Source organism: Streptomyces sp. NPDC045899, from assembly GCF_056431485.1.
The window spans coordinates 23,039-44,913 of sequence record NZ_JBWKKP010000017.1 but is presented as its reverse complement, the minus strand read 5'-3'; the positions used below and the strand labels follow the sequence as shown (position 1 = coordinate 44,913).

The 21,875-nt window shown below is 75.2% G+C and carries 2 protein-coding genes; both read right to left on the bottom strand.

The window, feature by feature from the left end; translation table 11 throughout:
* Nucleotides 1–3 precede the first annotated feature (3 nt).
* Entirely contained in the window at nucleotides 4–15,405 is a 15,402-nt protein-coding gene (locus tag AC07FT_RS24135) for an amino acid adenylation domain-containing protein (protein WP_479178060.1), read from the bottom strand.
* Nucleotides 15,402–21,716 carry an amino acid adenylation domain-containing protein gene (locus tag AC07FT_RS24130; protein WP_479178059.1) on the bottom strand — a complete coding sequence of 2,105 codons (6,315 nt, stop codon included), beginning with the start codon at nucleotides 21,714–21,716 and terminating at the stop codon, nucleotides 15,402–15,404. Before AC07FT_RS24130 ends, AC07FT_RS24135 begins: the two co-directional genes overlap by 4 nt.
* Between the last annotated feature and the right edge of the window lie 159 nt (nucleotides 21,717–21,875).

Genomic DNA, 21,875 nt, shown 5'->3' with positions numbered 1-21,875 from the left:
CGGCTAGAGCCCACTCTCGAACGCGTCGATCTCGTCCTGCGACAGCGAGAGCAGGGAGAGGTCGGACGGGGTGAAGCCGCCCGCCTCGGGGCGTTCGGCGTGTGTGACCAGGGCGCGCAGGCCCTCGAACCAGTGGTCGGCCACCCGGCGGACCTCGTCCTCGGCCAGCAGGTCGCCCGGCCAGGACCAGATGGCCACCAGCCGCACCCCGTCGGGGCGGTCCTGGGCGACGGCGCTGACACCGAGGGCGTGGGCCAGCGGCAGGGCGGGGTCACCGCCGGAGCCGAGGGTCTCGGTGGCCTCCGGCGGTGGGGCCCAGTCCTCGGCCCGTACCGCCGCGGGGTCCACCGCCGGGAACCGGCCGAGGTAGTTGAAGCCGATCTGCGGGGCGGGGAGCGCGGCCAGCTCCGGACCGTGCCCGGGGTGGAGATGGCGCAGCAGCCCGTAGCCGAGCCCCTTGTCGGGCAGGGCGCGCAGCTGCTCCTTGACCGCCTTGAGCGCGGTGCCCAGCGCCGCGCCCCCGGTGCGCAGGTCCTCCCCGGACACCGGCCCGGGGTCGACGGCGACCGGGTACAGGCTGGTGAACCAGCCCACCGTACGGGACAGGTCGAGGCCCTCGGCGATCTCCTCACGGCCGTGGCCCTCCAGACCGACCAGCACCGCCGACCCGTCGCCCCGGCCGCGCTCGCGCCGCCAGCGGGCCACCGCCAGCGCCAGACCGGTCAGCAGGACATCGTCCACCCCGGCGTTGAAGGCGGCGGGCACCGTGCCCAGCAGCGGTCCGGCCACCTCGGCCGGCAGCGTCACGGTGAAGCTGCGGGCGCTGCCCACCACATCGCGGGCCGGGTCCAGCGGACGGTCCGCGAGCGCCGGGTCGTCGGTGGCCAGCACCGCACGCCATCGCTCCAGTTCAGCGGTGCGCGGCCCGGCCGTGGCCTGCTCGGCCAGCAGCCGCGCCCAGCGGCGGAAGGAGGTGCCCACCGGGGCGAGCCGGACGTCCTCACCGGCGGTCACCGCCCGCCACGCGGTCTTCAGGTCCTCCTGGAGGATCCGCCAGGACACCCCGTCCACGGCCAGGTGGTGCACCACGAGCAGCAGTCGCCCGGGGCGGTCGCGTCCGGCGTCGAACCACACGGCCCGTACCAGTTCGCCGTCCTCGGGGGACAGTTCGCCCTGGACCCGGGTCTGTTCCGCGGCGACCCGTCCGATCAGCGCGGACGGTGCCACTCCGGTGATGTCCACCCGGCTGGTCAGCCGGGCCGCCTCCACCGCGCCCTTGGGCGCGATCTCCAGCCGCGGTCCGGCCCCGCCGCCCGCGGGCAGCACCCTGGCCCGCAGCATGTCGTGGTGGTCCAGGACGGCCTGGAGGGCGGCGGCGAGCAGGCTCTCGGAGCAGTCCGCGGGGACCTGCACCAGACTCGCCTGGTGCACGGTGCCGGTCGGCCCGCCCCGTTCGTAGAGGTCCAGCATCACCGGGGTGAGCGGCAGTTCGCCGAGGGCGTCCCCGGGCGCCTCACCGGGGGCGGCGGCCGTCTCCTCACGGGCGACCCGGGCCAGCGCCCGGACCGTCTTGTGCCGGAACACCTCCCGCAGGCTGATCAGCAGCCCGGCCTCACGGGCCTTGCTGGCGAGCTGGATGGAGACGATGCTGTCGCCGCCCAGCTCGAAGAAGTCGTCGTCCGGACCGATCTCCTCGACGCCCAGCACCTCGCGGAAGAGCGCGGTCAGCAGCTCCTCGCGCGAGCCGCCGGTATCCTCCCCGGGCCCGGCCCCGGTGTCCTCCCCGGCCCCGGTGCGGGCGCGGGCCTCCAACTCCGGTCGTACCGCGGCCCACCAGCGGGCGGGCGCGTCGTCCCCGAGCTGTCCGAGCGGGCTGTCCGGTGCGGCGGCCATGGCCTCCAGCACCCCACGCAGCGCGGCCATCAGCCCCTCGGCCTCGGTGGCGGTGAACAGATCGGGCCGGTAGCCGAGCCGGCAGTGCAGCCCGGCGCCGTCCGGACCGGCGTCCAGCGTGAGCGGGTAGTGGGTGGCGTCGTTCATCTCCACGTCCACCGCGCGCACCCGGCCGTCGTCCTCGCCGCCGAACCCGGCGCCGTCGGTGGGCACGTTCTGGAACACCAGCAGGGTGTCGAAGAGTTCACCGTGGCCGGTCTCGCGGCGCAGCTCCACCAGCCGGACGTGCTCATGGGACAGCAGCGCGGTCTGGCGGTCCCACAGTCCGCGCAGCAGCGCGTCCAGTGGTGCGGCCGGATCGATGCGCACCCGCACCGGGACGGTGTTGATGAACAGCCCCACCATCCGCTCGACCCCCGCCACCCGCGGCGGCCGTCCGGCCACCGTGGTGCCGAAGACCACGTCCTCGGAGCCGGTGATCCGGCTGAGCAGCAGCCCCCACGCGGCCTGGACGACGGTGTTCATGGTCACCCCGAGCCGCTGGGCGGTGGCGGTGAGCGCGGACACCAGCGCCTTCGGCATATGGGCGGAGACCTTCTCCGTCATCACCGGCAGCCGGTCCGGATCGGCGGGCGCCAGCAGGGTGGGCCCGCTGAGCCCCGCCAGCTCCCCGCGCCAGGCGGCCCGGGTGGCTTCCCGGTCCTGGGCGGTGAGCCAGCGCAGATACTCACGGTACGGACGGACCGGGGGCAGCTGTGACCCGTCGCCCTCCGCCGCGTACAGCCGCATCAGCTCGTCCAGCAGCACGGGTGTGGACCAGCCGTCGAGCAGCAGGTGATGCCAGGTGAGCACCAGCCGGTGGCGGCCGGCGGCCAGCCGCACCAGGGTGCAGCGCAGCAACGGCGGCCGGGCCGGATCGAAGCGGTGGGCGCGGTCCTCGGCCATCACCCGGGCCAGCCCGGCGGCCCGCTCCGGCTCGGCGAGGTCGCTCAGATCCCGTTCGGACCAGGGGAGTTCGCCTTCGGCCAGCACGATCTGCACCGGCCGGGCCAGCCCGTCATGGGCGAATCCGGCACGCAGGTTCTCATGGCGGCGCAGCAGCCCCGCCACGGCCGCCCGCAGCGCCCCCGGGTCCGGCTCACCCTCGAGGTCCAGGCCGAACTGCACGGTGTAGACATCGAGTTCGGCCTCACTGTAGAGGGAGTGGAAGAGCAGCCCCTCCTGGAGCGGTGCCAGCGGCAGGACGTCCACCAGGTCCGGATGGGCCCGCTCCAGGGTGTCCACCTCGCCCTGTGTCAGGGACACCAGCGGGAAGTCGGACGGGGAGCGGCCCCCGGCCCCGGTGGCCGAGGCCAGCGCCTCCAGGGCGGTCCGCCAGCCGTCGGCCAGCTCCCGCACCTCGTCCCCGGCCAGCAGCTCGCCCGCCCAGGTCCAGCGGGCGGCCGGCTCCCCGCCGTCCGCCGTCCACTCGATGTCCAGCGCGTACGGCAGCGGGGCGTCCGGCGCGCCGAGCGGGGTGGCCACCGCCGCGGCGGGGGTGACCCGGATCTGCGGTGCGGCGAACCCGGCGAACACCGCGGCGGTCTGCGGGTTGAGATGGCGCAGCAGTCCGTAGCCGACCCCGTGGTCGGGCACCGCGGCCAGCTGTTCCTTGATCCGCTTCAGCGCGGCGCCCGGCTCCCGGCCGTCGCCGGTGTCCAGGCGGACCGGGCGGGTGGCGGTGAACGGGCCCACGGTGCCGGACAGTTCCCGCGGGGCGCGGCCGCGGCCGTCCGCCGCGAGGTCCAGCAGCAGCCCGGCCGGGGCGGGCCGGCCGTGCCGGTCGCGCCACGCGGCCACCGCGAGGGCCAGCGCGGTCAGCAGCACCGTGTCGGGGTCGGTGGCGAACCGCCGGGAGACCTCGGTGAGCGCCGCGGCGGGCAGGGCCGTCTCCAGGGTGCGGGCGGTGGCCGTGAGATCGCGGGAGGTGTCCAGGGCGCGGGCGCCCAGCGGGGTGTCCCCCGCGCCCAGCACCCCGGTCCACACCGCCACTTCCCCGATCCGGGCCGGGTCCACGGCCTCGGCGGCCAGCCGCTCGGCCCAGGTGCGGAAGCCGGTGGCCACCGGGGGGAGCTCCGGACTCCGGCCCTCGTCGGCCGCCCGCCACGCCGTGTCCAGACCGTCCAGCAGCACCGGCCAGGAGCCGGGGTCGGCCGCGAGCTGGTGGACGACCAGCAGCAGCCGGTGGACGGCACCGGGTCCGGCGTCGAACCACACCGCCTGGACCACCACACCGCGCTCCGGGGCGAGCCGGGCGCGGGCGGCCGCGGCCTCCTCCCGCAGGGCGGCGTCGAGCGGTTCGCCGGTCAGCTCCCGGGCGTCGACCCGGGTGAGCGCATCGGCGGCGGACACCGCGCCGCGCGGCAGGGTCTCCAGGCTCCACACGTGGTCGCCCACCTGCCGGGTGAGCCGCAGCCGCAGGGTGTCGTGGTGGTCCAGCAGCGCCTGGAGCGCGCCGGCCGGTCCGTCCTCGCCGGTCGCCGTCCGCGTCACCAGGCCGTGGCGGCCGAGGTGGTCGGCCGGACCGCCGGTGCGCAGCACATGCAGGGCGGGGGTCAGCGGGATCTCGCCGACCCCGGCGTCCGGGGCGGTCCGGTCCGGCTCCCCGGTGGCCACCGCCGCCGCGGCCAGCTCCTCGACCGTGCGGTGGCGCAGCACATCGGCGGCGGTGAACTCCAGCCCCGCCTCCAGGGCCCGGCTGACGAGCTGGATGGAGACGATGCTGTCGCCGCCCAGCTCGAAGAAGCCGTCGTCCGGGCCGACCCGCTCCACTCCGAGGAGTTCGCCGATCAGCGCGCACAGCAGCCGTTCCTTGGCGTCGCGCGGCTCCCGGCCACCGCCCCCGCCCAGGCGCGGTTCGGGCAGCGCGGCCCGGTCCACCTTGCCGTTGGCGGTCAGCGGCAGCGCGTCCAGCGTCATCAGCGCGGCGGGCACCATGTACGCGGGCAGCCTCGCCGCCAGATGGGCGCGCAGCGCCTCCGGGCCCGGCGGCCTGCCGCCCCTGGCCACCGCGTAGCCGATGAGCCGGTCACGGCCGTGTTCATCGGGGCGTACGGCCACCGCGGCACGGTCCACCGCGGGGTGCGCGGCCAGCACCGCCTCGATCTCGCCGGGTTCGATGCGGAAGCCGCGGACCTTGACCTGGTCGTCGGCGCGGCCGACGAACTCCAGCTCGCCGTCGTCGCGCCAGCGGACGACGTCCCCGGTGCGGTACAGCCGCTCGCCCGGTCCGCCGAACGGATCGGCGACGAAGCGCTCGGCGGTCAGCACCGGCCGGTTCAGATAGCCGCGGGCCAGGCCGGCCCCGGCGATGTACAGCTCACCGGCGACCCCGGCCGGGACCGGGGCCAGCCGGTCGTCCAGGACGTAGACGCGGGTGTTCCACACCGGGCGGCCGATGGGCGCGCGCACGGCCCCGGCCAGCGGACGGCTCATCGTGGCCGCCACGGTGGCCTCACTGGGCCCGTAGGCGTTGACCATCCGGCGCCCGGCCGACCAGCGCGCCACCTGGTCCGGGGCGCACGGCTCCCCGCCGACGGCCACGGTGCGCAGGCCGGGCAGGTCGGTGTCGGGCACGGTGGCCAGAGCGCCCGCGGTCAACTGGAAGTGGGTGATGTCCCGGTCGCGCAGCAGCGCGGCCAGCTCGGCGCCCACGGGCGCGCCGTGGCCGTCCGGCAGCACCAGCGCGGCCCCGCTGAGCAGGGTCATCGCCAGATCGGCCAGCGAGACGTCGAAGCTGGGGGAAACGGCCTGCAGCACCCGGCTGTCGGCGTCGAGGGCGAAGGTCTCCCGGTGGGCACCGGCCATGGACGCGATCCCGGTGTGCGGGACCACGACGCCCTTGGGACGGCCGGTGGAGCCGGAGGTGTAGATGATGTACGCGGGGTGGGCCACGTCCAGCGGCCGCACCCGGTCGGGGTCGGCCGGGTCGCCGTCGGCGGCGGCGGCCAGTTCCGCGAGGGTCCGGTCCGCGTCGACGACCAGCGGGTCGGTTCCGGTGGCCGCCCCGATCCGTTCGGCCTCGGCCGCGGTGGTGAGGACCAGCGCGGGGCGGGCGTCCCGGGCGATGAACGCGATCCGCTCGTCCGGGTAGCCGGGGTCCACCGGCAGATACGCCGCCCCCGCCTTCAGCACGCCCAGGGTGACCGCGAGCCAGTCCGGCGACCGGGGCACGGCCACCGCGACCGGGTCCTCGGGACCCGCGCCCCGCGCGATGAGCAGCCGCGCCCACCGGTTGGCGCGCGCGTTCAGCTCCGCGTAGGTCAGGCTCCCGGCGTCCGCCACCACGGCGGTGCGCCCGGGGGTGCGGGCGGTCTGGACCGCGAACAGCTCCGGGAACGTGGCCGGTCCGGCCTCGCGCGCGGTGTCGTTCCACTCGACGAGCACCCGCTGCCGCTCCGCGCCGCGCAGCAGCTCCACCCCGCCCACCGGCTGCCGCGGATCCTCCGCGACGGCGGCCAGCACGGCGCCGAACCGCGCCGCCAGCGACTCCACGGTGGTGTGGTCGAACAGCTCGGTGCGGTAGGTGATCTGGCCGCGCAGCCCGGCGGGCGCGCCGTCCGCGTCGAATGTCTCACCCAGCTCCACCCCGAGGTCCACCTTGGCCGAGGTCAGCTCGAACGCGGCCGGGGAGGCGGTGAGTCCGGGCAGCTCCAGCCGCGGGGCGGCGTTGTTCTGGAACGCCAGGAACACCTGGAACAGCGGGCTGTGGGCGCTCCCGCGGTCGGTGCCGAGCGCGTCGACCAGCTTCTCGAACGGCACGTCCTGGTGGGCGTAGGCCGCCAGGTCCGCGGTCCGGACCCGGTCCAGCAGCTCCCCGAAGGCCGGGTCGCCACTGAGGTCGGTGCGCAGCACCAGGGTGTTGACGAAGAACCCGACGAGGTCCTCCAGGGCCTCGTCCGCGCGTCCGGCCACGGCGGTGCCGATGGGGATGTCGTCCCCGGCGCCCAGCCGGTGCAGCAGGGTGGCGAGTCCGGCCTGGACCACCATGAACAGGCTGACCTGGTGCTCACGGGCCAGTCCCGCCAGCCGTGCGTGCAGTCCGGCGCCGAAGCCGAACTCCACCACCCCGCCCTCGTGGCCGGGTTCGGCCGGCCGCGGCCGGTCGGTGGGCAGGGCCAGTTCGGCAGGGGCGCCGTCGAGGGCGTCCCGCCAGAAGCCGAGCTGCCGGGAGAGCGGGCTCTCCGGATCGTCCTCCGCGCCGAGGAGGGCGCGCTGCCACAGGGTGTAGTCGGCGTACTGGACGGGCAGCGGGGTGAACTCCGGGGCGTGGCCCCGGACCCGGGCCGCGTAGGCGGTGGACAGATCGCGGGCCAGCGGGGCGTTGGACCACCCGTCGCTCGCGATGTGGTGGACGGTCAGCAGCAGCACGTGCTCGTCCTCGGCCACCGCGAACAGCTCGGCCCGCAGCGGGATCTCGGCGGCCAGGTCGAAACCGCGCGCCGCGGCCTCGCGCAGCGCACCGGCGAGCCCGTCCGCGGGGACATCCGCCGTCCGGAGCGGGACGGTGACCTCCTCCGGGGCCAGCACGTGCTGACGGGGACGCCCCCGGGTCTCGGGGAAGACGGTCCGCAGGCTCTCGTGGCGGATGAGCACATCGCCGAGCGCGGCGCGCAGCGCCTCCCGGTCCAGGGTGCCGCGCAGCCGGATCGCGATCGGCACGTTGTAGGTGCCGCTCGGGCCGTGCAGCCGGCCCAGGAACCACAGCCGCCGCTGGGCGGAGGACAGCGGGATCTCCTCGGGCCGGACGGCCGGGACCAGCGCCGGGCGGGCACCGCCCGTATCCGCCAGCCGCCGGGCCAGCAGCCGCGCGGTGGGCGCCTCGAACACCGCCCGGACGTCCACCTCCGCGCCGAAGGCCGAACGGACCCGGCTCAGCAGCCGCACCGCGCTGAGCGAATTGCCGCCGAGCGCGAAGAAGTCGTCGTCCACGCCGACGCCGGGCAGCTCCAGCACCCGGGCGAACAGCCCGCACAGGATCTCCTCGCGCGGGTCGCCCGGCGCCCGCGCGGCCGTGTCCCCGGAGCGGAACTCCGGCTCCGGCAGCGCCGCCCGGTCCAGTTTGCCGTGCGCGGTCAGCGGCAGCGCGTCCAGCACCACCACCGCGTCCGGGACCATGTACGCGGGCAGCGCCCGGCCCGTCCACGCGCGCACCCCGTCGCCGTCCAGGGTCCGCCCCGGACGCGCGGTGGCGTAGGCGACCAGCCGCCGGGTCCCTGGGCTGTCCTCGCGGACCACCACGGCCTGCGCGGCCACATCCGGATGGGACGCGACGGCCGCGGCCACCTCGCCGGGTTCGATGCGGTGGCCGTGCAGCTTCACCTGGTCATCGGCGCGCCCGGCGAACACCAGGTTCCCGTCGGGCAGCCGCCGGGCCAGATCGCCGGTGCGGTACATCCGGCTCCCGGCCCGGCCGTACGGATCGGCGGTGAACCGTTCGGCGGTCAGCGCGGGGCGGCCCAGATAGCCGCGGGCCAGCGCGGTCCCGGCGATGTACAGCTCGCCCACCACCCCGGCGGGCACCGGCCGCAGCGCGGTGTCCAGGACGTAGGCCCGCACATTGCCCTGCGGACGGCCCATCGGCACCGGACCGCCGGGCAGTTCCTCCCCGGGCGCGATCCGGTACTCGGTGCAGTTCACGGTGGCCTCGGTGGGCCCGTAGACGTTCCACACGGTGGCCGCCGGATGGCGCTCCCGCCACTCCGCCAGCGCCTCCCCCATCAGCGCCTCACCGCCGAGCAGCAGCTCCCGGGCGGGCGAGAAACCGTCGGGCAGCGCGCCCAGCAGCGGCAGATGGCTCGGGGTGGCCTTCAGGAACGTCACCGGGGTGTCCGTCAGCCGGGCCGCCACCGGGTCGTTCTCCTCCAGCGCCCCGACGAGCACCGTGCCACCGGTCACCAGCGGGGTGAACAGGGCGGTGACGGTGAGGTCGAAGGAGACCGGCGAGTGCAGCAGCGCCGCCCCGGCCGCGCCGGAGTACGTCCGCGCGGTCCAGGCCAGGTAGTCGGCGACCGAACGGTGCGCCACCACCACGCCCTTGGGCCGCCCGGTGGAGCCGGAGGTGTAGATGACATACGCGGGGTGGTCCGGGCCGAGCGGTGCCCTGCGGTCGCCGTCGGCCGGTGCGTCCGACGACAGCGCGGCGAGGGCCGCGGCCGTCTCCGGATCGTCCAGCACCACCCGTTCCACCGTGTCCCCGGGCAGCGCGGCGGCCGACTCCGCGGTGGTCACCAGCAGCACCGGGGCGCTGTCGGTGAGCATGTGGCCGATCCGCCCGGCCGGGTACGCCGGGTCCACCGGGACGTACGCGGCACCGGACTTCACCACCGCGAGCAGTGCGACGACCAGGTCGGCCGAGCGCTCCATCGCCACCGCCACCAGCCGCTCGGGACCGGCGCCGCGCCCGGCCAGCAGCCGGGCGAGCCGGTTGGCGCGCGCGTCCAGCTCGGCGTACGTCAGCGTGGTGGCACCGTGGACCAGCGCGGTCGCCTCCGGTGTCCGGGCCACCTGCGCCTCGAACAGCTCCGGCAGCGTCCGCTCCGCGGCCGGGAGTCCCGGCCCGGCCCACTGGGACTCCAGCAGCGCCCGCTCCTGCGCGCCGAGCAGATCGACACGGCCGACCGGCAGGTCGGGGGTGGCGGCGATGGTCACCAGCAGCCGCCGCATCCGCCGGGTGACGGCGATGGCGGTGTCCGCGTCGATGAGATCGGGGCGGTGGTACCAGTGCAGCGCCGTCCGCCGCTCGTCCGCCATCACCACCATGCCCAGCGGGTAGTGGTTGTCGCCCTTGGTGTCCACCTCGGACAGGGTCAGTCCGTGCACCGGTCCGCCGGCGCCGTCAGCACCGTCGGAGGGGAAGTTCTCGAAGACCACGGCGGTGTCGAAGAGGGTGCCCAGACCCGTGAGCCGCTGGAGGTCGGCAAGCCCCAGGTAGTGGTGGCCCAGCAGTCCGACCCGCCCTTCCTGGACCCGGACGAGGGTCTCCAGCAGGGTGGCGGCGGGGTCGATCCGCACCCGTACCGGCACGGTGTTGCTGAACAGCCCCACCATGGACTCCACCCCCGGCAGCTCCGGCGGGCGGCCCGAGACGGTCTCGCCGAACAGCACGTCGTCCCGGCCGGTCAGCCCGGCCAGCACCAGCCCCCACGCGCCCTGCACCACCGCGTTCATGGTCAGGCCGTGGCGGCGGGCGAGCGCGCCCAGCGCGGCGGTCAGCTCCGCGGGCAGCTCATCGGTGATCCGGCCGGGCAGGACGGCCGTCCGGCCCGCGGCGTCCGGCGCCACCAGCGTCGGCGCCTCCACTCCGGCCAGCGCGGCGCGCCAGGCGTCCTCCGCCGCGCCCCGGTCCTGCCGGGACAGCCAGGCCAGGTAGTCGCGGTACGGGACGACCGGCGGCAGCGCGGCGTCATCACCGCCGCTGCCGTACAGCGCGAACAGCTCGCCCGCCAGCACCGGCGCCGACCAGCCGTCCAGCAGCAGGTGGTGGGCGGCGAACAGCAGCCGGTGGGTGTGCTCGCCGAGCCGGATCAGGGTGAAGCGCAGCAGCGGCGGCCGCTCCGGGTCGAAGCGGTGGGCCCGCTCGGCGCGCAGCAGCCGGTCCAGCTCGGCGGTGCGCGCGTCCTCGTCGAGACCGCTGAGGTCGATCTCGTTCCAGGGCAGTGCGGCCTCGTCCGGGATCAGCTGCAACGGCCGTCCGTCGGCGGTGCGGTGGAATCCGGCGCGCAGGGTGTCATGGCGGCGCAGCAGCCCGCTCACGGCGGCGCGCAGCGCGCCGGTGTCCAGCGCACCGGACACATCGACGGCGAGCCGGGTGATGTAGACGTCCTCGGCGTCCCGGTCGTACGCGGTGTGGAAGAGCAGCCCCTCCTGGAGCGGGGAGAGCGGCAGGACGTCGGTGAGTCCCGGCTGGGCGGCGGCCAGCCGGTCGATCTCGGTCTGGTCCAGCTCCACCAGCGGCAGATCGGACGGGCTGAGCCCGCCGCCACCGGGCCGCCCGGCGTGTGCCACCAGCGCCTCCAGCGCGGTGAACCAGCCCCGCGCCACCTCGGCCACCTCGTCCTCGGTGAGCAGTTCACCCGGCCAGGTCCAGGTGGCCGACAGCCGCGGGCCGTCGGCGTGGGTCTCGGTGACCGCGTTGACGGTGAGCACGTACGGCAGCGGGGTGGCCGCGTCCGCGCCGCCGCCCAGACCGCCCCCGGGGCCGTCGGCGTCGTCGGCGGTGCCGATCCGGCCCAGGTAGTTGAAGCCGATCTGCGGTGCGGCGTACTTCGCCAGGGTCACGGCGGTGCGCGGGTTGAGGTAGCGCAGCAGCCCGTAGCCGATGCCGTGGTCCGGGACCGCCCGCAGCTGCTCCTTGACCCGCTTCAGCGCCCCGGCCGGCTCCGGTCCGGCGGCGGCCCCCTGTGCACCGGAGACCGTCCCCGGGTCCAGCCGCACCGGGTAGAGGCTGGTGAACCAGCCGACCGTACGGGACAGATCGGCGCCCGGCACGATCTCCTCACGGCCGTGGCCCTCCAGGCCGACCAGCACCGAGGAGGTGTCCCCGCGGCCGTGGCGGCGCCGCCAGTCGGCCACGGCCAGCGCCAGCGCGGTCAGCAGGACGTCGTTGACCTCGGCGCGGAACGCGGCGGGCACCGGGCCCAGCAGCGGGCCGGTCACCTCGGCGGGCAGCCGCAGGGTCAGATGTCCGGCGGTGGCCAGGGTGTCCCGGGCCGGGTCCAGCGGACGCGCGGTCAGCGCCGGGTCACCGCCCTCCAGCGCCCCGCGCCACAGCGGCAGTTCACGCATCCGCTCCGGTTCCGAGGCGGCGGCCGTCAGCGCCCGCGCCCAGGCGCGGAAGGAGGTGCCCACCGGCTCGGGGACGAAACGGCGGCCGGTGACGGCGGCCTCCAGCGCGGCGGTCAGCTCGGGCAGCAGGATGCGCCAGGAGACCCCGTCCACCGCCAGGTGGTGGATCACCAGCAGCAGCCGCCCCGGCCGCTCCGGGCCCGCGTCACACCACACCGCCTGCACCATCCGGCCCTCGCCGGGCGCCAGCCGGGACTGCGCGGCGCCGGACTCCTCGGCGGTCAGCGCCGCCAGGGCGGTGCCGTCCAGACCGGCGGTGTCCACCCGGCGCAGACAGTCCTCGGCGCGTACCGCGCCGCGCGGCGCCACCTCCAGGGTCCATTCGCCGATGTCCTCGATGCGGTGCAGCCGCAGCCGCAGCGCGTCATGGTGGTCCAGCAGCGTCTGGAGCACCTGGCCGACGCGCTCGGTGTCGAGCCCCGCGGGGACGGGGACGGGCATCGCCTGGTTGAACTGGTCGACCGGCCCGCCGTGTTCGCTGAACCAGTGGATGATCGGGGTGAGCGGCACCCCGCCGATCCCGTCCGAGGACGCGGTGCGCCGTGCGGGGGCCCTGCCCTCGGTGGCGACCCGGGCCAGCGCCTCCACCGTCTTGTGGGTGAAGACATCACGGGGGCTGAACCGCAGTCCGGCCTTGCGGGCCCGGCTGATCAGCTGGATCGAGCCGATGCTGTCGCCGCCGAGCTCGAAGAAGGACTGGTCGGCGCCGACCCGCTCCACCCCCAGCACCTCGGCGAAGAGCGCGCACAGCAGCTTCTCGCGGTCGGTGGCCGGTTCACGGCCGGTGTCGTCGGCGCCGAAGTCGGGCGCGGGCAGGGCCTTGCGGTCGAGTTTGCCGTTGACCATGAGCGGCAGCGCGGCCAGCGGGATGAACAGCGCCGGGACCATGTACGCGGGCAGCAGCCCGGCGACGTGGTCGTGCAGCGCCCCGGCCGCGGGGGTCGCGCCGGGCGCGGGGACGACGTACGCCACGAGCTGCCGTACGCCCGGCTGGGACTCGTGGACCACCACGGCCGCGCCGTCCAGTTCCGCGTGGCGGGCGAGCACCGCCTCGATCTCGCCGAGTTCGATCCGGAAGCCCCGGATCTTCACCTGGTCATCGGCACGGCCCACGAACTCCAGCTGACCGTCCGCCCGCCAGCGCACCACATCCCCGGTCCGGTACATCCGCGACCCCGCCGGACCGAACGGATCGGCGGTGAACCGCTCCGCCGTCAGCGCCGCCCGCCGCAGATAACCCCGCGCAAGACCCGGACCCGCCACATACAGCTCACCCGCCACCCCCGGCGGAGCCAGCCGCAACGCACCATCCAGCACATAGGCCCGCGTGCCATGGACCGGTGCGCCGATCGGCGGTGTTCCGGCGCCGACGGTCAGCGGTTCGCTCATCGACACGGCAACGGTGGACTCGGTCGGGCCGTAGGCGTTCACCATCCGGCGGCCCGGCGCCCACCGCTCCACCAGCTCCGCCGGGCAGGCGTCACCACCGACGATCAGGCAGTGGAAGTCCGGCAGTCCGGTGGCGGGAACGCTCGCCAGCGCGGCGGGCGGAATCAGGGCATGGGTCACCCCGCGGGAGGCGAGCACCTCGGCAAGGGGTTCGCCCGCGAGCGGACCGGGCTCCGGAACGACGAGCGTGGCGCCGGCCGTCAGCGCCATGCACAACTCCAGCACGGAGGCGTCGAAACTCGGCGAGGAGAACTGCAGCACCCGGCTCTCCGCCGTCACCGCGAACCGCTCCCGCTCAGCCGCCGCGAACGCGGCAAGCCCACGATGGGACACCACCACACCCTTGGGCACACCCGTCGAACCCGAGGTGTAGATGACATACGCCGGAGCATCCAACGCCACAACCACCCCAGGCGCAGCCGGACGCTCCTCCACGTCCCCATCGAGCAGCACGACGGTGTGGCCCTCCGGCACCACATCCGCAAACGCCTCCGTGGTCAACACCACCACCGGCCGCGCATCACCCAGCATGAACGCCACCCGCTCCGCCGGATAATCCGGATCCACCGGCAGATACGCCGCACCCACCCGCATCACCGCAAGCGACGCCACCACCGACTCCACCGAACGCCCCAACACCAGGGCCACCACATCCTCCGCACCCACACCCACCCCAGCCAGACGACCCGCCAACACCCCCGCACGCGCGTCCAACTCCGCATACGACAACGCCACCCCGGCCGACTCCACCGCCACCGCATCCGGCGACCCCGCCACCCGCTCCCCGAACAACTCCGGGAACGTCACCGGTGCGATCACCCGGTCCGTGGTCCGGCCGCCGCCCAGCTCCCGGAGTTCGTCGTCGGAGAGCAGCGCGATCCGTCCGGCCGGGCGGTCCGGCTCGTCGACCAGCGTGCGCAGGATGCGCACCAGCCGTTCGCCCGCGACCGCGACCTCGGCCTTCCCGAAGAGGTCGGGACGGTAGTTGAGGACCAGCCGCAGCCGTCCCTCGAAGACGTGCGCCACCAGGCACAGCGGATAGTGGTTGGCGTCCAGTACGTCGAACCCGTCGATCCGCAGCTCGCCCGCGAGGGCCCGCAGCGACTCCAGGTCGAAGGGGAAGTTCTCGAACGCCACATAGGTGTCGAAGAGTTCGCTGTGCCCGGCCAGCCGGTGGATCTCACTCATCCCCAGGTGCTGGAACGGCATCAGCTCCATGTGTTCGCGCTGGAGCCCGGCGAGCGCGTCGGCCAGCGGGGTGGCCGGGTCGATCCGCATCCGCACCGGCAGCGTGTTGATCAGCATGCCGACCATCCGCTCCACCCCCGCCACCTCCGGCGGGCGGCCGGAGACGACCGTGCCGAAGGTGACGTCGTCCCGGCCGGTCAGCGCGGCCAGCAGCAGCGCCCAGGCACCGTGCACGGCGGTGGAGAAGGTGAGGTCACGGCCGCGCAGCCGGGCCGACAGCGCCTCGGTCTCCGCCTCCGTCAGCTCCAGCGCGAGCTGTTCGGGGTGGACGACCGCACGGCCCGGGTCGGCCGGGGCCAGCCGGGTGGGTGCGTCGACGCCCTCCAGTGCCTGCTTCCACACCTTCCCGGCCCGGCTGTCGTCCTGACCGGCCAGCCACGCCAGATGGTCGCGGAACGGGGTGACGGCGGGCAGCGCGGCGGTGTCGCCACCGCTGCCGTACAGCTCGAACAGCTCGCCCAGCAGCACCGAGGTGGACCAGCCGTCCAGCAGGATGTGGTGGAAGGTGCACAGCAGGCGGCAGGCATCGTCACCGAGCCGCACCAGCAGGAACCGCATCAGCGGCGGCCGGGACAGATCGAAGCGGTGGGCCTTCTCGGCGGACTGCAGCCGCTCCAGCTCCGCGGTGCGCGCCTCCGCGCCGAGCCCGGCCAGGTCCGCCTCGGCCCAGGGCAGTTCGACCTCCCGGGAGACCACCTGCACCGGGCGGCTCTGCTTGGGGTGCAGGAAGCCGACCCGCAGATTGGCGTGGCGGCGCAGCAGGGCCGCGGCGCTCTCCCGCAGCGCGGCCACGTCCAGCGTCCCGCCCAGGTCGAGGACGACCTGCACGGTGTAGACGTCGTGGCCCTTCTCGTCGTACAGCGCGTGGAAGAGCAGCCCCTCCTGGAGGGGTGACAGGGGAAGGATGTCCTCGGGGCCCGACTTCGTCATTGCAGCGTCCTCCACTCGGCTTCCAGGCCGTCGATCTCGTCTTGGGATAGCTCCACCAGCGCCAGGTCCGACGGCGCGTAGCCGCCCGCCTCCGGCCGCCCGGCGTGGTCGGCGAGCGCGCGCAGCGCGCGGAACCAGCCGTCGGCCAGTTCTCGGACGTCGGCGTCGGACAGCAGCCGGCCGGGCCAGGTCCAGGTGGCCAGCAGCCGGTGGCCGTCCGGGTGCCGGTGGGCGATCGCGTTCAGCTCCACCACGTGCGACAGGGGCTGGTGCGGATCGCCGTCACCGAGCACGGCGTCGGATTCGGCGGCGGGGCTCCAGTCCGCCGGGCCGGAGCCGGGCGCGTCGGCGCGGCCCAGGTAGTTGAAGAGCAGGTGCGGGGTGGCGAGTCCGGCGAGCCGGGACCGGGCCGTGGGGTCGAGGTGGCGCAGCGGTCCGTAGCCCGCGCCCTCACCGGGCAGGGCGCGCAGCTGTTCCTTGACGGCGCGCAGCGCCGCCCCGGCCGCCGGTCCGCCGGACCACAGTCCGGCCCAGTCGCCGTCGGCCACACCGGGGTCGAGCCGGGCGGGGTGGATGCTGGTGAACCAGCCGACGGTACGGGTGAGGTCGAGGCCGTCGCCGCCATCGTGGCGGCCGTGGCCCTCCAGGTCCACCAGCGCGCCGGGGCCGCCGGGCCGTCCGCGCCGGGCCCGCCAGTCGGCGACGGCGAGGGCGAAGGCGGTGACCAGCACCTCGTGCACGGTGGCGCGCAGCGCGGTGGGCACGGTGGTCAGCAGGGGCTCGGTGCGGTCGGCGGGCAGGGTCATGGTCAGCCGCCGGGCCGTCCCGGCGGTGTCGGTGGCCGGGTCCAGCGGGGTGTCCACCAGTCCGGGTGCGGGCCGCCGCAGGGTCCCGGCCCAGATCCCGGCTTCGGCGGCATCGGCGGGCCGGCCGGCCAGGGCGGTGGCCCAGTGGCGCAACGAGGTGGTGGCGGGCGGGAGTCCGGGCGCGCGGCCGTCACCGGCCGCCTCCCAGGCGGTGCGCAGATCCGCCAGCAGGATCGGCCAGGACACCCCGTCCACGGCGAGGTGGTGGACGGCGAACAGCAGCCGTCCGGGGGCGCCGGGACCGGCGTCGTACCAGACGAGCTGGGCCATCACCCCGGCCTCCGGGTCCAGCCGCCGCCAGGCGGCGTGTGCCTCCCGGGCCACGGTGGCGCGCAGCGCATCGGCGTCCTGGCCGGCCACCCCGACCCGCCGGACCAGGTCCCGCGCGGCCACGGCGCCGCGTTCGGCGATCCGGTACGTCCAGCCGTCGCCGTCCCGCCGGGCGCGCATCCGCAGCGCGTCATGGTGGTCCAGGACGGCGGCGAGGGCGGTGCTGAGGCGGTCGTCGTCGCCCGCGCCGGGCGGCACCCGGGTGAGGGTGGTCTGGTGGAACGAGGTGAACGGGCCGCCGGGTCCGCCCCGTTCCTCCAGCCAGCGCATCATGGGCGTGGCCGGAAGCTCCCCGGTGGCGCCGACGGCCGTCCCGGGCGCGGGGGCCGCGGCGGGGCCGTCATCCGGGAGCGCGGCGGCGATCCGGGCCACCGTCTTGTGCTCGAAGACGTCCTTGGGCGCGAGGTCCAGGCCCATCCGGCGGGCGCGGGCGACCAGTTGGATGGAGACGATGCTGTCGCCGCCCAGTTCGAAGAAGGAGTCGTCCGGGCCGACCCGGGCCACCCCCAGCACCTCGGCGAACAGCCCGGCGAGCGCCTCCTCGCGCGGGGTGCGCGGTGCCCCGGACGCGCCGCCTTCGTCCCGCTCGCCGGTGTCCGGAGCGGGCAGCGCCCGGGTGTCCAGCTTGCCGTTGGGGGTGAGCGGCAGCTCCGCCAGCGCCACGAACGCGCCGGGCACCATGTGGTCGGGCAGCAGTCCGGCGGTGTGCTCCCGCAGCTCCGCAGCGTCCACCACCGCGCCCGGCGCGGCCACCGTGTAGCCGACGAGCCTGCGCAGCCCCGGCTGGTCCTCGCGGACCACCACCGCGGCCCGTGCCACGGCGGGGTGGCGGCGCAGCACGGCCTCGATCTCACCGGGTTCGATCCGGAAGCCGCGCAGCTTCACCTGGTCGTCCACGCGGCCGAGGTAGTCGAGCACCCCGTCCGGCCGCCAGCGGGCCAGATCGCCCGAGCGGTACATCCGGGCGCCGGGGGCGCCGTAGGGGTCGGCGACGAACCGTTCCGCGGTCTGTCCGGGGCGGCGCAGATAGCCGCGGGCGAGCTGGCCGCCCGCGATGTACAGCTCACCGGGGACCCCGGGCGGTACCGGTCGCAGCGCGCCGTCCAGCACGTACACCGCCGTGTTCGCCATCGGGCGGCCGATCGGCACCGGTCCGGCCGGGATCTCCTCGTCCGGGCCGATGCGGTGCGCCACACAGCCGACGGTGGCCTCGGTGGGCCCGTACTCGTTGACGACCGCGGCGCCGGGCCGCTGCTCCCGCCACTGCGCCACCACCTCGCCGAGCAGCGCCTCACCGCCGACGACCAGGTCACCGGTGGGTGAGAACTCCTCGGGGAGCACACCGAGCAGTCCGAGGTGGGACGGGGTGGCCTTGAGGAAGCCGGGCCGGGGCGCGCCGTCGCCGGGCCCCTCCAGCGCGGTGACCCGTACCCGGCCGCCGCTGATCAGCGGCGCGTACAGGGCCGTGACGGTCAGGTCGAAGGAGACGGGTGAGTGCAGCAGCGCGCTCTCCGCCACCGACGGGTACCGCTCCCGCGCGCAGTCCAGGTACACCGCCACCGAACGGTGTTCCACCACCACGCCCTTGGGGCGGCCGGTGGAGCCGGAGGTGTGGATGACGTAGGCGGGGTGGTCGGCGGTGAGCGGGGCGTGGCGGTCGGCGTCGCACGGGTCCCGCTCCACCGTCCCCGTGGTGCGGGACACATCCAGCACCGGGAGGCCGTCGGGTACCGCCGCGGCGGCGGACGGGGTGGTGAGCACCAGTGCCGGGGCCGCGTCGGTGAGCAGGTGGGCGATGCGCTCGGCCGGGTGGCCGGGGTCCACCGGGACGTACGCGGCACCGGACTTGACCACCGCGAGCAGCGCCACCACCAATTCGGCCGAGCGCGGCAGCACCACGCCCACCAGCCGCTCGGGTCCGGCGCCGCGTGCGATCAGCTCATGGGCCAGCCGGTTGGCCCGCGCGTTCAGTTCGGCGTAGCGATACGTGACGGCGCCCTCGACCAGGGCGGGCGCGTCCGGGGTACGGGCGGCCTGGGCCTGGAACAGCTCGGGCAGCAGGGCGCGCGGGGCCACGGCGGGGGCCTGGTTGAAGCCGTACAGCACCTGTTCGCGTTCGGCGGCGGTGAGCAGTCCGACGGTGCTGAGCGGCTGCTCCGGTGCGGCGGTCACCGCCTCCAGCAGCCGCACGAACCGGTCGGCCATCCGCTCGACGGTGTCCCGGTCGAACAGGTCGGTGGCGTACTCCAGCCGTCCGTCGATCCCGGTGGCGGCGCCCCGGTCGGCGGCCCGCTCGTCCAGGCCGAACAGCAGGTCGATCTTGGTGACTCCGGGGTCCACCTGCTGCGGGGTGGCGGTCAGGCCGGGCAGTTCCAGGGTGGACTCGGACGGTGTCTGCACATCCATCATCACCTGGAACAGCGGATTGCGGGACAGCGAGCGCTCCGGGTTGAGCGCCTCCACCAGCCGGTCGAACGGCACGTCCTGATGGGCGTGGGCGGCGAGCGCCATCTCCCGGCTTCGGACCAGGAGTTCACCGAAGGTGGGGTCACCGCTGAGGTCGTTGCGGAACACCACGGTGTTCACGAAGCAGCCGATGAGGTCGTCCAGGGCCGGATCGGTACGTCCGGCCACCGCGCTGCCCAGGGGGATGTCGTCGCCCGCGCCCAGTTTGCCGAGCAGCACGGCCACCGCGCTCTGGAAGACCATGAACAGACTGGCGCCGTGGGCGCGGGCCAGTCCGGCCAGCCGCTCGTGCAGTCCGGCGCCGATGGCGAACCGCACGATGTCACCGCGCTGGCTGGGCACGGGCGGCCGGGGCCGGTCGGTCGGCAGCGACAGCTCCTCCGGCAGTCCCTCCAGAGCACGCGTCCAGTGGGCGAGCTGGCGGGCCAGCGGGCTGTCCGGGTCGTCCTCGTCGCCGAGCACACCGTGCTGCCACAGCGTGTAGTCGGGGTACTGGACGGCCGGCGGCGTGAACGCGGGCGCCTGCCCCGCCGTCCGCGCGGTGTACGCCCGGCCCAGGTCGCGGGCGAGTGGGGCGAGCGAGAGGCCGTCGGCCACGATGTGGTGCAGCACCACCAGCAGCACATGCTCCCCGGGGCCCAGGACCAGCAGCCGGGGCCGCACCGCCGGTCCGGCCGCCAGGTCGAACCCCTCGGCCACCACGGCGGCCACGGTGGCGTCCAGCGTGTCCTCGGTGGCCTCGCCGACCGTCAGCACCACCCGCGCGTCCGCCTCGGCGGGGGTGAGGATGTGCTGCCGGGGACGGCCGTCGGTGTCGGGGAAGACGGTGCGCAGGCTCTCGTGGCGGGCCAGTACGTCGGACAGCGCCCGTTCCAGCGCGGCCCGGTCCAGCCGTCCGGACAGCCGCAGCGCGAGCCCCATGTTGTAGGCGCCGGTGGGTCCTTGGAGCCGGTTCATGAACCACAGCCGCTGCTGGGTGAGGGACAGCGGCAGTTCGGCGGGGCGCGCCATCGGCGCCGGCGCGTTCCGCGCCCCGTCGGCGCCCTCCAGCCGGGTCGCCAGCCGGGCCACGGTCGGCGCCTCGAAGACGGTGCGCACCGACAGCTCGGCCCCCAGGGTCTCGCGGATCCGGCCGAGCAGCCGGATGGCGGAGAGCGAGTGGCCGCCGCGTTCGAAGAAGTCGTCGTCCACACCGACGCGTTCGGTCTTCAGCACCTCGGCGACCAGGGCGCACAGGGTCTCTTCGCGTGGGGTGCGCGGCGCACGGTAGGGCGCCCGCGCGGCCTCCGGGGCCGGTGGCGCGGGCGCGGCCGGCGGCGCGGTCCAGCCCTCGGGCAGCAACAGGTCCAGCGCGCCGACGGGGTCGCCGGGGTCGGCGTCGGCCAGGGTGGCCAGGAAATCCACCAGCCGCTGCCGGTGGCCGGCGACCGTGTCGTGGTCGTACAGGTCGGCGTTGGCGTGGAAGTCGATGAGGAAGCCGTCGCCCGGCTCCCGGTTGTCCACCACCAGCGACAGGTCCTCCTCCGGGCCGATGGAGAAGCCGCGCACGGTGGACGGACGGCCCGCGAAGGTCAGCGGGGTGCCGTACATGATGAGGTTGATCTCCGGGCCCCACAGCCGTTTGCGCGCCCCCACCCGGCGCAGATCGCGGTGCACGTCCTCGTAGCGGTAACGCTGGTGGCGCAGCACCTCGTGGAGTTCACGGCTGACGGCGGCCAGCAGTGCGGCCACGGTGGTGTCCGGGCCGACCTCGGTGCGCAGCGGCAGCGCGTTGGACACCACCCCGGGGGTCCGCCGGGCGGCCCCGCCGGGACGGGCAGCCACGGCCAGGCCCAGCACCACATCGGTGGCGCCGGTGAGCCGGTGCAGATACGCGGCGATGGCGGCGACCGTCACGGCCGGCCAGCTCACCCCGGTCTCCCGGCCCAGCGCCCGCAGTCCCTCCGCGGTCTTGGCGGGCACCTCCCCGGCCAGCCGTACATGGTCGGTGGGCACCCGGTCCGGCCGCGGCGCCAGGCTCACCGGCTCGCCGAGCCCGGCCAGCCGGCCGGTCCAGAACTCCCGGTCCCGCGCGAACCGTTCGGACTCCCGGTACGCCACGTCCTGGGCCACCAGGTCGCGCACCGAGCCGAAGGGAGCGGGCGACGGCTCCTCCCCGGCCACCAGCGCGGTGTACACCTCGGCGACCCGGGCCACGATCAGCGACCAGCTGTAGCCGTCCACGATGGCGTGGTGCACCCGGCTGAACCAGGTGTACCGGTCCTCGGCCAGGGTGATCAGCCCGAACGTGAACAGCGGCCCCGTGGACAGGTCCACCGGGGCCGCCACCCGCGCGAGCATCCACTCCTCCGCCTGGGCGGAAGGGTCGGCCGCGCCACTGACGTCGAGCGTGTGCAACGGCCAGTCCACGGCCTCCTGGACGATCTGCCGCGGTCCCCCGTCACCGGGCACGAACCGCAGCCGCAGGGTGTCGGCCTCGTCCACGGTGCGCCGCAGCGCGGTCTCGAACAGCGCGGTGTCGACCGGACCGGAGATCTCGACGCATTCGGCGATGCTGTACATCGGGTTGTCCGGATTCACCTGCTGGGCGAGCCACATTCCGGACTGGGCGGCCGTCAGCGGCACATGGGGACCATTCTGATCGGCCATTGCCATTCACCTCGATTGGGTAGGCTCATCGATCGGGCCCAACCCTACGGAGCTTCGGGAACGGCCCCACGGGCTCATGAAAAACTTGAAATCGCCGAGAAACGCATATCGAAGAATGCGTATCGCGCTGTACCGGCGGCGGGCCGGACCGCTACCGTC